General features: G+C 70.9%; 13 protein-coding genes and 1 tRNA gene. 11 read left to right on the top strand and 3 right to left on the bottom strand.

Annotation, left to right across the window (positions count from 1 at the left end):
- The first annotated feature begins 3 nt into the window (after positions 1-3).
- From ACLL9L_RS18745 to der, 6 genes are read left to right on the top strand one after another with little or no spacing between them, the layout of a single operon-like run.
- Positions 4-951, top strand: coding sequence for a segregation and condensation protein A (locus ACLL9L_RS18745; RefSeq protein WP_411286169.1), 948 nt, complete (start codon positions 4-6; stop codon positions 949-951).
- Positions 944-1,585 carry an SMC-Scp complex subunit ScpB gene (scpB, locus tag ACLL9L_RS18740; protein ID WP_411286168.1) on the top strand — a complete coding sequence of 214 codons (642 nt, stop codon included), beginning with the start codon at positions 944-946 and terminating at the stop codon, positions 1,583-1,585. The genes ACLL9L_RS18745 and scpB overlap by 8 nt, the downstream gene beginning before the upstream one ends.
- Positions 1,582-2,643, top strand: a complete 1,062-nt coding sequence (locus ACLL9L_RS18735) for a pseudouridine synthase (RefSeq protein WP_411286167.1) — start codon at positions 1,582-1,584, stop codon at positions 2,641-2,643. The genes scpB and ACLL9L_RS18735 overlap by 4 nt, the downstream gene beginning before the upstream one ends.
- Positions 2,644-2,694: 51 nt before the next feature.
- Positions 2,695-3,771, top strand: coding sequence for a prephenate dehydrogenase (locus tag ACLL9L_RS18730; RefSeq protein WP_411286198.1), 1,077 nt, complete (start codon positions 2,695-2,697; stop codon positions 3,769-3,771).
- Positions 3,772-3,799: 28 nt separating this feature from the next.
- On the top strand, positions 3,800-4,507 hold the full coding sequence (gene cmk, locus ACLL9L_RS18725) for a (d)CMP kinase (protein ID WP_411286166.1): 708 nt from the start codon (positions 3,800-3,802) through the stop codon (positions 4,505-4,507).
- Positions 4,508-4,544: 37 nt separating this feature from the next.
- Positions 4,545-6,116 carry a ribosome biogenesis GTPase Der gene (der, locus tag ACLL9L_RS18720; RefSeq protein WP_411286165.1) on the top strand — a complete coding sequence of 524 codons (1,572 nt, stop codon included), beginning with the start codon at positions 4,545-4,547 and terminating at the stop codon, positions 6,114-6,116.
- A 98-nt stretch (positions 6,117-6,214) separates the two neighbouring features.
- On the opposite strand, the gene ACLL9L_RS18715 is transcribed toward der, so the two are convergent.
- Positions 6,215-6,937 (bottom strand): hypothetical protein, encoded by a 723-nt coding sequence (locus tag ACLL9L_RS18715; protein WP_411286164.1) that lies wholly within the window; start codon positions 6,935-6,937, stop codon positions 6,215-6,217.
- Between the two features lie 102 nt (positions 6,938-7,039).
- A complete protein-coding gene (locus tag ACLL9L_RS18710) occupies positions 7,040-7,339 on the bottom strand; it encodes a hypothetical protein (protein WP_411286163.1) in 300 nt (99 codons plus the stop codon).
- Positions 7,340-7,476: 137 nt separating this feature from the next.
- Between ACLL9L_RS18710 and ACLL9L_RS18705 the strand changes: the two genes are divergently transcribed.
- Positions 7,477-7,550: transfer RNA gene (locus ACLL9L_RS18705), tRNA-Pro, on the top strand.
- Between the two features lie 598 nt (positions 7,551-8,148).
- Here ACLL9L_RS18705 and ACLL9L_RS18700 read toward each other — a convergent pair.
- Positions 8,149-8,829 (bottom strand): class I SAM-dependent methyltransferase, encoded by a 681-nt coding sequence (locus ACLL9L_RS18700; RefSeq protein WP_411286162.1) that lies wholly within the window; start codon positions 8,827-8,829, stop codon positions 8,149-8,151.
- Between the two features lie 103 nt (positions 8,830-8,932).
- Here ACLL9L_RS18700 and ACLL9L_RS18695 point away from each other — a divergent pair, with 103 nt between their 5' ends.
- The 4 genes from ACLL9L_RS18695 to ACLL9L_RS18680 form a co-directional block, all read left to right on the top strand.
- Complete coding sequence (locus ACLL9L_RS18695) at positions 8,933-10,015, top strand: radical SAM protein (protein WP_411286161.1); 1,083 nt, start codon at positions 8,933-8,935, stop codon at positions 10,013-10,015.
- Between the two features lie 74 nt (positions 10,016-10,089).
- Positions 10,090-11,025, top strand: coding sequence for a putative selenate ABC transporter substrate-binding protein (locus tag ACLL9L_RS18690; RefSeq protein ID WP_411286160.1), 936 nt, complete (start codon positions 10,090-10,092; stop codon positions 11,023-11,025).
- Entirely contained in the window at positions 11,022-11,768 is a 747-nt protein-coding gene (locus tag ACLL9L_RS18685; protein WP_411286159.1) for a phosphonate ABC transporter ATP-binding protein, read from the top strand. The genes ACLL9L_RS18690 and ACLL9L_RS18685 overlap by 4 nt, the downstream gene beginning before the upstream one ends.
- Positions 11,765-13,164: PhnE/PtxC family ABC transporter permease (locus tag ACLL9L_RS18680; protein WP_411286158.1), on the top strand; the 1,400-nt coding region annotated here is incomplete at its 3' end. The genes ACLL9L_RS18685 and ACLL9L_RS18680, both read left to right, overlap by 4 nt.

The raw sequence follows: 13,164 nt of genomic DNA, 5'->3' as shown, positions 1-13,164 counted from the left end.
CCGATGACCGACGCCTCGCCCGTCGACGTGAGCGTCGACGATCGGGTCGCTCCCGGGGGCGTGATCACCCGACGGGGCGCCCCCGTGCCCTTCCGGGTGCACCTCGACGTCTTCGAGGGACCGTTCGACCTGCTGCTGGGCCTCATCTCCAAGCACAAGCTCGACATCACCGAGATCGCCCTCGCAAGCGTCACTGACGAGTTCATCTCCCACCTCAAGGCGGCCCGCGCCAGCGACATCGAGTGGGACCTCGGGCAGGCGTCCGAGTTCCTGCTCATCGCCGCGACACTGCTCGACCTCAAGTCCTCCCGCCTGCTTCCACAGACCGGCCCCCACGACGAGGAGGACCTCGCCCTCATCGAGGCGCGCGACCTGCTCTTCGCCCGGCTGCTGCAGTACCGCGCCTTCAAGGACATCGCCAAGGCCTTCGCCGCCTCGATGGCGACGGCCGGCAGGATGACCGCACGGCAGGCCGGCCTCGAGCCCCACTTCGCCGCCCTGCTCCCCGAGCTGGTCATGGGCGTGACCCCCGAGCAGCTTGCCATGGTGGCGGCCCGGGCCATCACCCCCAAGGTCCCTCCCGGTGTCGGCCTGGAGCACCTGCACGCGCCACAGGTCAGCGTGCGTGAGCAGGCGAGCCTGATCGTCGAGCGGCTGCGCCGTGACCGCGCGTGCTCGTTCCGCGCGCTCGTATCTGACGCCGACTCCACGATGGTCATCGTCGCCCGCTTCCTGGCGCTCCTCGAGCTGTTCAAGGAGGCCGCCATCACCTTGGAGCAGGGGGAGGCCCTCGGCGAGCTCACCGTGCGGTGGATCGGCGCGGACGGCGGCGAGCTCGTCGTCAGCGACGAGTTCGACGAGAGCGACACCGCGGACGGGGCCGGCGCCCCAGCCGGCGAGACCAGCGACATGACCACGGACCACGACAGGCCGGGAGGCCAGCATGAGTGACGCACCCAGCGAGCAGACGAGCGCGGAGACGAGCACAGAGACGGTGGGCGAGCAGCAGATCGCCTTCGACGTCCACACCTTCCCCGGCGGGGTCCGGTCCGCCATCGAGGCGGTGCTCATGGTCGTCGACGAGCCGGTCAGCGAGGTCACGATCGCGGCGGCGCTGGAGCTGCCGGTCGAGGACGTCCTCGCCCAGCTCGCGGCGCTCGAGGAGGACTACGCCCAGTCCAGGCGCGGCTTCACGGTGCGCAGCCTCGGGGGAGGGTGGCGGATGTACAGTCGGCCCGACTACGCCCCGGTGGTCGAGAAGTTCCTCATCGACGGGCAGCAGGCCAAGCTCACCCAGGCAGCGCTCGAGACGCTCGCCGTCGTCGCCTACCGCCAGCCCGTCTCGCGGGCCCGGGTCGGGGCCGTGCGCGGGGTCAACGTCGACGGCGTCGTGCGGACCCTGATGAACCGCAACCTCATCCAGGAGCTCGACGAGCAGGGAGACGGTGGAGCCATCCTCTACGGCACGACCTCCTACTTCCTGCAGCGGATGGGGCTGAGGTCGCTCGACGACCTGCCGGCGCTGGCTCCCTACCTCCCGGAGGTCGACGTGCTCGACGAGCTCGCCGAGCAGGGTCGGTCATGAGCGGCCAGCCGGGAGGAAGTGGTCGCTCGGGCGGCAGCGGCAGCCGTGGTGGGTCCAGCGGCGGCGCGGGGCGCGCTGGTGCGGGCGGCGGCTCAGGTCGCAGCGGCGCCCCTGGTGCCGGCCGTGGTGGCCCGGGTGGCGTCGGACGTGGTGGCGCGGGTGGGGCCGGGCGTGGTGGCGCGGGCACGGGTCGTCCGCGTCCTGGTGGCCCGACCAGCTCGGGTCAGGGTCGCAAGGGCCCGACGTCCCCACGGTTCGCGGGCTCCACCAAGGCCAGCCAGCCGACCAAGCTGCCGCCGCGTGCCGAGGCGGCACCGGTCGACGTGCACGATCCTGACGGTGTCCGTCTCCAGAAGCTGATGGCGGCCGCCGGTGTCGGGTCGCGGCGCACCTGCGAGAACCTCATCACCGCCGGCCGGGTGGAGGTCGACGGTCAGGTCATCACGGAGCTCGGCGTCCGGATCGACGCCGCCCGGCAGACCGTGCACGTCGACGGGGTGCGGGTGCAGCTCGACGAGTCGCGCGTCCATCTCGCCTTCAACAAGCCGCTCGGGGTCGTCTCGACGATGAACGACGACCTCGGCCGGGTCTCGCTGGCCGACTACGTCGCCAACCGGCCAGAACGGCTCTTCCACGTCGGACGTCTCGACGCCGACACCGAGGGCCTGCTCCTGCTCACCAACGACGGTGACCTGGCCCACCGGCTGCAGCACCCGGCATACGGGGTGCTGAAGACCTACCTCGCGCAGATCCCCGGACCGGTGCCCCGCGACCTCGGCAAGCGGCTTCGTGAGGGCATCGAGCTGGAGGACGGTCCGGTCACCGTCGACTCCTTCAAGGTCGTCGACTCCCAACCGGGCCGGGCGCTCGTCGAGGTGGTCCTGCACGAGGGGCGCAAACACGTCGTGCGCCGGATGCTCGACGAGGTGGGCCACCCGGTGATCACCCTCGTGCGGACCCAGGTCGGCCCGATCCGGCTGAACGACCTCAAGTCGGGGCGGACGCGCAAGCTCAGCGCCGACGAGGTCGGAAAGCTCTACACCGCGGCCGGCCTGTGAGCGGTCCGCTCCGGGTCGGGTCACCCGCTCGCTAGCCTTGGCGCCGTGAGCATGCACGTGCGCATCGTCGGGACTGGCCTCATCGGGGCCAGCCTTGGCATCGCCCTGTCCCGTAAAGGTTTTCGAGTGTCACTGCTCGACCCGTCACCGACGGCCATGCGCCTCGCGCGTGACCTCGGCGCGGGGGAGCTGGCGAGCGACGTCGCCGAAAAGCCCGACGTGGTCGTGGTCGGGGCGCCGCCGGACGTCGCCGCCGACGTCATCTCGGCGGAGCTGACACGTTGGCCGGAGGCCTTCGTCACCGACGTCGCCTCGGTCAAGGGTGCCGTCGCCGACGCCGTCCGGGCGGCCGGGGGAGACCTCGCGCGCTATGTGGGGTCGCACCCGATGGCCGGCCGCGAGCGCAGCGGGGCGATGGCGGCGCGCGGCGACCTCTTCGAGGGGCGGGCCTGGGTCATCGTCCCGACCGCACGCAGCCTCCCGGCAGCGGTCGACGCCGTCCGGGAGATCGCCCGGGCCGTAGGATCCGCGGTCAGCGTCATGCAGGCCCACGAGCACGACGCCGCGGTCGCGGTCGTCTCACACGTGCCCCAGCTCGCCGCGAGCCTCGTCGCGAGCCGGCTGCGCGACCTCAGCGACCCGGCCGTTGCCCTGGCCGGGCAGGGGCTTCGGGACGTCACCAGGATCGCAGCGAGCGACCCCCGGCTCTGGACCCAGATCCTCGCGGGCAATGCCGCAGCCGTCCGCGACGTGCTGCGTGAGCTGCGCACGGACCTCGACGAGGTCATCACCGCCCTGGACGCCCTCGACACCGCAGACGGGGTCGGGGCCCTCGAGGTGGTCAACCGGGCCATCGGCAACGGCAACGTCGGGCACGCGCGGATCCCGGGCAAGCACGGCGCGGCGCCCACGGCATACGCGGTCGTCGTGGTCGTCGTGCCGGACCGCCCCGGCGCCCTCGGCCAGCTCTTCACCGACATGGGCGAGGCCGGGGTCAACCTCGAGGATCTCCACCTCGAGCACGGGCTCGGCCAGCCCTTCGGCCTGGCCGAGGTGTCGGTCGTCCCGGGCTCGGCCGAGCACCTGCGTCGGGCACTCGACGAGCGTGGTTGGCGCGTTCACGACTGACCGTCGGCGTCCTCTAGGCTGTCCGTCCATGTGCTCGAGCCCCATCCAGGATCTCGTCGTCGCGATCGACGGACCCTCCGGCTCCGGCAAGTCGAGCGTGTCGCGAGCCGTGGCCCGTGAGCTCGGGGTCGGTTACCTCGACACCGGGGCCATGTATCGCGCCGTCACCTGGTGGTGTCTCGAGCGCGGGATCGACCTCGAGGACGAGCGGTCCGTCAGCGCAGCGGCCCAGGCCCTGCCGCTGGAGATCGGCTCCGACCCGTCCGCCCCCACGGTCGTCGTCGGCGGCGTGGACGTGGTCGAGGCCATCCGTGAGACGCGCATCTCGGCTGCCGTCTCGCAGGTCGCGACCAACCTCGGGGTCCGGGCCATCCTCAGGCTGCGCCAACGCGCCCTCATCACCGAGACGGCCGAGGAGAAGGGCGGCTGCGTCGTCGAGGGCCGCGACATCACCACGGTCGTCGCGCCTGACGCCGACGTGCGGATCCTCCTCACCGCCAGCGAGGAGGCCCGACTCGCTCGTCGCGCGACCGAGCTGCACGGGGAGGCCGACGCGCAGGCGATGGCCGCCACCCACGACCAGGTGGTGCGCCGGGACCGGGACGACTCCACGGTCTCGCAGTTCACCAGCGCCGCCGACGGGGTCGTCACGGTGGACACCTCGCACCTCGACTTCGACGGGTCTGTCGAGGCGGTGCTCGCGGTGGTGCGGGCGGTCCCCTGCGCCCACGCCTGAGCCCGATGTGACGAAGGACCTCGACGACTGAGGGACAATGGGTGGCTGTGGCCTCCTGCAGCCACGCCCGGAGCACCTGACTGATCGACCGAACGAGGACCCTGTGAGCGACACGACCGACCCCACCCGCGACGTCCGGACGAAGGACCCCCTGGTCGACGACGTCCCGGTCGACGCCTCGGTCGAGCGGGCCCTGCGGGCGGGACTCGACGACTTCGACCTCAGTGACGAGGACCGCAACCTGCTCGAGTCCAACGGCCTCGACGCCGACGGCAACGAGCTCGCGGGCCCCCAGCCCGTCGTGGCCGTCGTGGGACGGCCCAACGTGGGCAAGTCGACGCTCGTCAACCGCATCCTCGGCCGCCGCGAGGCCGTCGTCGAGGACGTGCCAGGGGTGACCCGTGACCGGGTCGCCTACGAGGCCGAGTGGGCCGGGCGCCGGTTCACCCTCGTCGACACCGGCGGCTGGGAGGTCGACGCATCCGGCATACACCTGCGCGTCGCCGAGCAGGCCGAGATCGCCGTCGAGCTCGCCGACGTCGTGATGTTCGTCGTCGACGCCGTCGTTGGGGCGACCGACACCGACGAGGGTGTCGTGCGGCTGTTGCGCCGGGCCGGCAAGCCGGTGATTCTCGTGGCCAACAAGGTCGACGACCAACGTTTCGAGTCCGACGCCACCGCGTTGTGGAACCTCGGCCTGGGCCAGCCCTACCCCGTCTCCGCCCTCCACGGGCGTGGCAGCGGTGACGTCCTTGACGCGGTGCTCGAGGTGCTCCCCGACTTCTCCGCGGTGGGTGAGGCCTACCGCCGCGGCGGCCCACGCCGGGTGGCCCTCGTTGGGCGGCCCAACGTCGGCAAGTCGAGCCTGCTCAACCAGCTCGCCGGCTCCGAGCGGGTCGTCGTCGACCCCGTCGCGGGCACCACCCGGGACCCGGTCGACGAGCTGATCGACCTCGGGGGCAAGACGTGGCGCTTCGTCGACACCGCCGGGATCCGGCGCCGCGTGCACCAGACCCGCGGGGCCGACTTCTACGCCTCGCTGCGGACCCAGACCGCGCTGGAGAAGGCCGAGGTCGCCGTGGTCCTCATCGACTCGCAGGAGAGCATCGCCGAGCAGGACGTCCGGGTCATCCAGCAGGTCATCGACTCGGGGCGAGCGCTCGTCGTCGCCTACAACAAGTGGGACAACCTCGACGAGGAGCGGCGCTACTACCTCGAACGGGAGATCGAGCGCGATCTCGTGCAGATCCCGTGGGCTCCGCGCGTCAACATCTCGGCCAAGACCGGCCGTCACATGGACCGGCTCGTCCCCGCCATCGAGACCGCACTGGACTCCTGGGACTACCGGGTGCCCACCGGTCGGCTCAACGCCTTCTTCGGCGAGGTCGTCGCGGGGCACCCCCACCCGGTCCGTGGTGGCAAGCAGCCCCGCATCCTCTTCGCGACACAGGCCTCGACCCGCCCGCCGCGTTTCGTCATCTTCGCGTCAGGGTTCATCGAGGCGGGCTACCGTCGGTTCCTCGAGCGGCGCCTGCGTGAGGAGTTCGGCTTCGAGGGCACGCCGATCGAGGTGTCCGTGCGGGTCCGCGAGAAGCGCCACAAGAAGTAGCCCGGCACACCTGAGTGCGGCGGCCGGGCAGGGTATGCCGGGCCGCCGCGGTCAGCTGGGTCGGGTCAGAAGTCCCCGCCGCGGCCAGGTGGGTCGGGTCAGAAGTCCCCGCCGCCGAAGTCGCCGCCGCCGAAGTCCGACCCCCCGCCGGAGTCGAAACCAGCGCCCGGGTCGCTCCCCCCCGCATCGGCATACCCGACGTCCTGTCCACTGGCGTCCGTCCCGCCTGCGTCGCCGGAGCCGTCGCCGCCGGTGTCCCCACCAGAGCCGTCCGAGGCGCCACCCGCCTCGGCGGCCTCCGGGGACTGGTCGTAACCGCCGAAGAGACTGCTGGCGATCGCCGACCCGACCACGACGCCGGCGATGCCTCCCAGCATGGAGCCGCCGATCATCCCGCCCATGCCCATGCCGCCGCCCATGCGACCGCCGCCCATCTGCCCACGGCCGAAGGACTGCTGGAGGTAGCCGGGCTGGCGCATCTCGGCGCGGGTTGCGGCCCGAGCCATCTCCTGCGGGTCGTCGCTGCGCGGACGCTCGGCCTCGGGCAGGTCCTGGCTCAGCTGGCCCAGGACCTGGCTCCGCTGCTCGGGGGTGAGCTGCGCGAACGCCTCGGCGTGGACCTTCTCGATGGCCTCCGGAGGAGCGGTCCGCAGCAGGTACCGGTAGCGGCCGATGGCTCGCTCATCGGTGGACTGCGGTCCGCCGGCAGCGGACCCGTCCCCGTCCTGAGGCCGATAGGGCTGATGCTGGGAGGGCTGCTCCTGCGAGGTGGCCTGCGGGCCGGCGGGCTCCCTGCCCAAGAGCTTGTCGAGGAATCCCATGACACTCCTTCGGTAGCCGTCCGGTCCCGCCCCATGTGGGAGGAGCCGCGGACGGTCACCACCCGGTCGGGGGCGGTGTCACTACGCAACGTGTGTCGGGGCTCACTCAGTTCCGCACCGGTAGAGGTGCCCGACCTCCATGTCAGCGGCGACCGCCTCGAGCCACGACCGGGGCTGCGGCCAGTGCCCAGATGCCTCGAGCGCGCGCTGGAGATTGGCGAGGATGACCTCCTTGGTGTCGCCCTTGTGGGTGGCGCCCACCCTGGTGATCACGGCCTGCAGGTCGTCGCTGACCTCCCGGTGGTGGTCGGCGCGCTCCTGGTCGGTGTCGACGGCCGCGTCCGTCTCGGGCGTTCGTGCCACGACGTGGGTGAGGGCGTCTGCCCAGCGGTGTTCGTTCATGGTGAGACTCCTTCCAGAGTGGGTCCAGCCTGCTCCTCACCGTCAGACACCGCTAGGGGGAGACGCCCGATTTCGACCGCCCGTATGCCGTGCGCTAAGGTTCCACTCGCTCTCCTCCCCACTGGGAGGGCAAGCCACGGGCTGTGGCGCAGCTTGGTAGCGCACTTGACTGGGGGTCAAGGGGTCGCAGGTTCAAATCCTGTCAGCCCGACCGAACAGCTCTACCGCATCACCGCAGGCGCATCACCGCAGGTCAAACGCCGCCTTCACGAAGGCTCGCCTCGCCAGGGCTTTGTGGGACGTCGGACCGCCTGTCCCCACTTTGTCCCCACCAGGCCGAAAACACGGTGCCAGCCTCAAGAAGTGCCCCGGTGTCGGAGCGCCTGGGACGACTGACGCCGCCGACCCACCGAGACAACTGCGCCAGCTCCTCAACACCTAACTCCAGCAACGCTTTCGGGCGTCCAGTGCGCGGCATACTCCATCCAGCAACTTCACTAACGAATTACTGGCGCAGGACACGAGAATCCGCCACCCTCAAACTTCTGGCGGGCTACTTCGGGGGCAACCCACAGATCAGCGGGGTGAGGGCACTCGTTCTCGTGACGCGCCAGCCGCCCGCACCACCACAGCGGCTCTTGCCGGCGCATCCAAGCAGGCGGTGCGCGTCGTGGCCCCTTCGGCGCCGGCCGGCTGCTGGCGGAGGTTGGCGACATCACCCGCTCACCGGACGAGAACCACGTCGGCTTTGCCCTGACGTGAGACTGGGAACGCCTCATCTTCGCCTCCGCTGGCGAACCGGCCCCGGGTCAGCCCTGGGCGCCGGACCCGGAAGCGCGGGCCGGACGGCGCAGGAGCAGCGCCGTGAACTGCTGCGTGCTCCCCCAGGGCGTGACGTGGTCCTCCCCGGCGCGGTCGACCTCCTGGTAGCCAGGGAACTGGGCGGCGAGCTCCTCATGGGTGTAGCGCACGATGGGCAGGCCACTGCAGGTCGCGGGACCGTCTGGACCGAAGGTTGCGACCACCAGCCAGCCGCCGGGACGCAAGGACCGTTCGAGGGACGCGAAGTAGTCCTCCCGCTCGTCCGGCTCGGTCAGGAAGTGGAAGACGGCGCGGTCGTGCCACAGCGCGAACCGCCGGCGGGGCCTGAGGTCGAGGACGTCGGCGACCTCGAGCACGACGTCCGCCCCGGCGTCGCCGAGACGGTCTCGCACGGTCTGAAGCGCGGTGGCCGAGAGGTCGATCGCCGTCAGGTCGTGAAAACCCCGGTCGACGAGATGGTCGACCAGCGTCGACCACCCGGCGCCGACGTCGATGATGGCTTCCTCCGCGGCCAGGTGGGTGGCGTCGACCAGGCCCAGAGACAGGCCTGGCACTGACTGCCACCACGAGACGCCGTCCACGTCCTTGGCGTCATGGACGCCCTCCCAGAAGTTCTTCCGGGCTCCGGCGTCGGACGGCCGCTGGGGCGGGCTCGCGTCTGTGCTCATGTGGTGACCATAACCGCCGCCCCAGTGCAGGGGGCGGCACGTAAGCGGCACGTCATGTCCGGTATGCGGGGATCCGCGCCGGCGACCCCTTAGATTTGCACGCATGGTTACCCCACCGACGTCCACACCGCTCGGCGACGTGGCTCGTCTGGTGGACGGCGGTGACATGGACTGCGGCAGCGGGCTGTTGCTGCTGATTACCCGCGCTATGCGACGGCTCGACGACGGGGATCTGCTCGGCGTCCGCAGTGCCGAACCCTCGGTCGTCACGGATCTGCCGGTGTGGGCCGACCTGGTCGGGCACGAGGTTGTCGACCTGCATGCTGACGGGGACGGCGGGCCGTGGTGGTTCGCGGTGCGCAAGGTCGTTCGCCCGCAGCCGGACACGATGTTCACGCTCGGGGCGCGGACCCCGGTCGGGCAGCGGCTCTGGGTGTATACCAACTTCGACTGCAATCTGGCCTGCACCTACTGCTGCGCGCAGTCCTCGCCGAAGGCGGAGGCACGCCGACTTACCCCGGGGGTGGCGGCGGAGGCCTTCTCCGAGTTCCAGGCGCTCGGCGGGGTCGAGGTCTTCCTCACCGGGGGGGAACCGTTCATGCATCCTCAGCTGGGAGAGCTGGTGCAGGCAGCCGACGGGCTTCATCGAACGATTCTCACGAACGCGATGATCTTCGCGCGCGGCACGCGGCGCCAGACCCTGGAGTCGATGGACCGCGGCGTCGTGCTTCAGGTCAGCCTGGACTCGGCGACGCCGCAGCTGCACGACGCCCAACGCGGCGCCGGTTCGTGGTCCAAGGCCCTAGCCGGCATCGGCGAGGCCCGGTCGATGGGTTTCCGCGTGCGGGTGGCCGCGACGTTGTACGACGAGGACCCGGCCACCGTCGGGGCGCTGCATACCCGGCTCGACGCCGAGGGGATCGACCCGGCGGACCGCATCATCCGACCGGTGGCTCAGGAAGGCTTCGCGGACACCGGGATCCACGTATCGATCGACACCCTGGAACCCGAGCCCACGATCACCGCCGACGGCGCCTGGTGGCATCCCGTCGCCGTCACGAACCCGAACATGCGCATCGCCGACGCCCCGCTGCCCCTCGCGGAGGTCTTCGGCGTGGTCCGGGACACGATGGCCGTCCAGGACGCCGCCACCCGATCCGGCCGTGAGGTCTTCCGGTGCGCCTGACGGCAGCCGTCCCGGTGAACCGACTCGCTCGCCCGGACCTGCCATCCCAGCGACCAGATCTGGAGCGACCCCTGATGTGCACCTCCCGCCGCAGTCTCATCCTCGGCTCCGGGAGCCTGCTGCTCCTGGCCGCCTGCTCGTCGGAGTCGCCCGGCGCCGCCTCGTCAACGACCGCCGGGTCCGGTGCCGGAGGTGGCGGCCCGCTGGTCATCTCCGCGATCCCCGACCAGGACCCGGCCAAGCTCAACCGGCTCTACCCGTTGCTGGCGACGAGGCTCTCGAGCGTGACCGGGCTCCAGGTGAAGTACCAGCCGATCACCGACTACGCCGCCGTCGTGCGCGCGTTCGAGGTCGGCGACATCGGCATGTCCTGGATGGGTGGACTGACCGGAGTCCAGGCCCGGGCCCGCGTCTTCGGGGCGACGGCAATCGCGCAGCGCGACATCGACGCGGCGTTCCACAGCCTCTTCATCGCCAACTCGTCCTCGGGTCTCCAGGCGTTCATCGAGGGCTCTGGTCTCAAGGCGTTGGAAGGACACTCGCTCACGTTCGGCAGCGAGACCTCGACGTCAGGACGCCTGATGCCGCAGTACTTCATGCAGCAGGGCGGCGTGGACCTGACGCGCCTCAAGGGAAAGCCGGGCTTCTCCGGCTCCCACGACGCGACGATCGAGGCCGTCGCATCGGGCAGCTTCGAGACCGGTGCCGTCAACGAACAGGTCTGGACGTCCACGCAGAAGGCCGGCAAGGTCGACATCTCCAAGGTCGTCGTCCTTTGGCGCACTCCCGGCTTCGCCGACTACCACTGGCTGGCCCGGCCGGACCTGGACCAGAACTACGGCGCCGGCACCACCGCGAAGATCACCGATGCGCTGCTCGGGCTGAAGGCCAGCGTGCCCGAGGACAAGGCCATCCTCGACCTGTTCGGGGCCACGTCGTTCATCACCACGAAGACCTCGAACTACAACCAGATCGAGACCGTGGCGAAGTCGCTGGGACTGCTGGCATGAGTCAGGGCGTTGCGGCGGCGCGGCTGCGCGGCGCGGGGGCTCGCTTCAACGACCGGATCGCTCTCGACGGCATCGACCTGACCGTCCACCCCGGCGAGCGCGTCGCCCTGCTGGGTCCAAGCGGTGCGGGCAAGAGCACCCTGCTGCGGCTGCTCAACGGCTCGCTGGCTCCAACCACGGGGACGGTTGAGGTGCTCGGCACCGACCTCGGCGGCCTGTCCGCGTCCCAGCTGAGGTCGGTACAACGGCGGATCGGCACCATCAGCCAGCGGCTGGACCTCGTGGACCAGGTGCGCGTGCTCCACAACGTCAACGCCGGCCGCCTGGGCGACTGGAGCACAGGCCGAGCGCTGCTCGCCCTCACCTTTCCTCGAGCAGACCCTGTCGTCGTCTCCGCCCTCGATCGGGTCGGGCTGGGGTTCGCCCTGCACGAACGCACCGAGCGGCTCTCCGGTGGCGAACGTCAGCGCGTCGCCATCGCCCGCCTCCTCGTGCAGTGCCCCGAGCTCGTCCTGGCTGACGAACCCGTCTCCAGCCTCGACCCGTCCCGCGCGGCCGAAGTGCTCCAGCTGCTGCGCACGGCCAGCCCGAACCAGACGCTGGTTGTCAGCCTCCACCAGCCAGAGCTCGCGCGACGGCACTGCACCCGGATCATCGGTCTCCAGCACGGTCGGATCGTCCTGGACCGGGCGGTGGCTGACGTCAACGACGGCCATCTCGACGAGCTTTACGCCCTGAGATGACCGTCGACCTGCGCCGCCCCCCGGACCAGGCTGCCCGTGACGGGCCGGGCCGCCCGCCCCACCGAGTCAGCGCGACCAGCGTCCGCATCCGTCGTCTCGTCGGCGTCCTCGCGGTCATCGGGCCGGTCGGCTGGGCCCTGGCCCGCTCGACTCCCCCCGATCAAGCCATCGTCAACCCCGGTGGGCTGCCCCTGCTCGGCAACTTACTCGGCGCCGCGCTCCATCCCGCCACGTCGCCCGACTTCCTCAACATTGTCCTGCACGCCTCGCTCGTCACCGTCGTGTATGCCGCGCTGGGCACGGTGGGTGCCCTGGCCATCGGTGCGATGGGTGCTCTGGTGCTCAGCAACGCCGCGTGGCGGCGCCGCCCCGGGCCCGTCGTCGGCGCCGTCCGGTTCCTCCTACGAGCGTTGCTCGTCGCCACCCGGTCCATCCACGAGCTGATCTGGGCGCTGCTCTTCGTCAGCGTGCTTGGCCTTGACCCGCTGGTCGCGGTGCTCGCCATCGCCATTCCGTTCGGCGCCCAGACGGCGAACGTGTTCGCTCAGATCCTCGACGGAGTCTCGCCCCATCCCTTGACCGCCATGCGAGCCAGCGGTGCTCGCTCGTTTCCGGCTCTGGCGTACGGCCTGCTGCCCCCCGCGGTCCCGCTACTGCTGTCGTACAGTTTCTACCGATTCGAGTGTGCGATCCGCTCGAGTGTCGTGCTCGGCGTCGTCGGGGTCGGCGGACTGGGCGAGGAGCTGGTGGTGAGCCTGCGCTCCCGGTCCTGGGACGAGGTGTGGACCCTCGTCGGTGCTGTCCTGTTGATGTCAGCCGTCGTCGACGTCTGGAGCTCGCGCGTCCGCACCGACCTGGCCGTGATGACGTGCTCGGACTGGAGCGGCGGCACGGCCCTGTCCCGCCGCGCCAACCACTCCCGCTGGGCACGGTGGTCGGCCGTCCTGGCCGTATGCGGGGTGGTCATCGCCTGCTTCGCGTCGGGTGTGTCCTGGTCGGGCCTGACGTCTCCGCGGACCCGGCAGCTGACCGAGCGGCTCCTCGACGACATGTTCCCTCCCGCGCTGCCTCCCGGAGGGTGGTCCGAGCTCGTCGGCGCAACCCTTGACACCGTGGCCATGGCAGTGCTGGCGATGGCCCTTGCCGTGGTCATCACCCTCGTCATTGGCCCGTTCGCCACCCGGATGCGCCCGACCGCATCCGGCACCGCCGCACCGCCCTGGTGGCGCGCGCCACGACTGGCGGGGCAGTTCGCCGCCCGAGCCCTGCTGCTGGTGGCGCGCTCCGTTCCCCCGACCGTGTGGGCCGTCATCGCCCTGCTCGCGATGTTTCCTGGCATCCTCCCGGGCGCCATCGCGCTCGGCCTGTACACCGCTGGGATCCTCGGTCGGCTCGT

This window comes from Lapillicoccus sp. (assembly GCF_046595215.1).
Classification (GTDB): domain Bacteria; phylum Actinomycetota; class Actinomycetes; order Actinomycetales; family Dermatophilaceae; genus Lapillicoccus.
The sequence above is the reverse complement of the archived record's forward strand: the minus strand, read 5'-3'. Positions and strand labels throughout refer to the sequence as shown.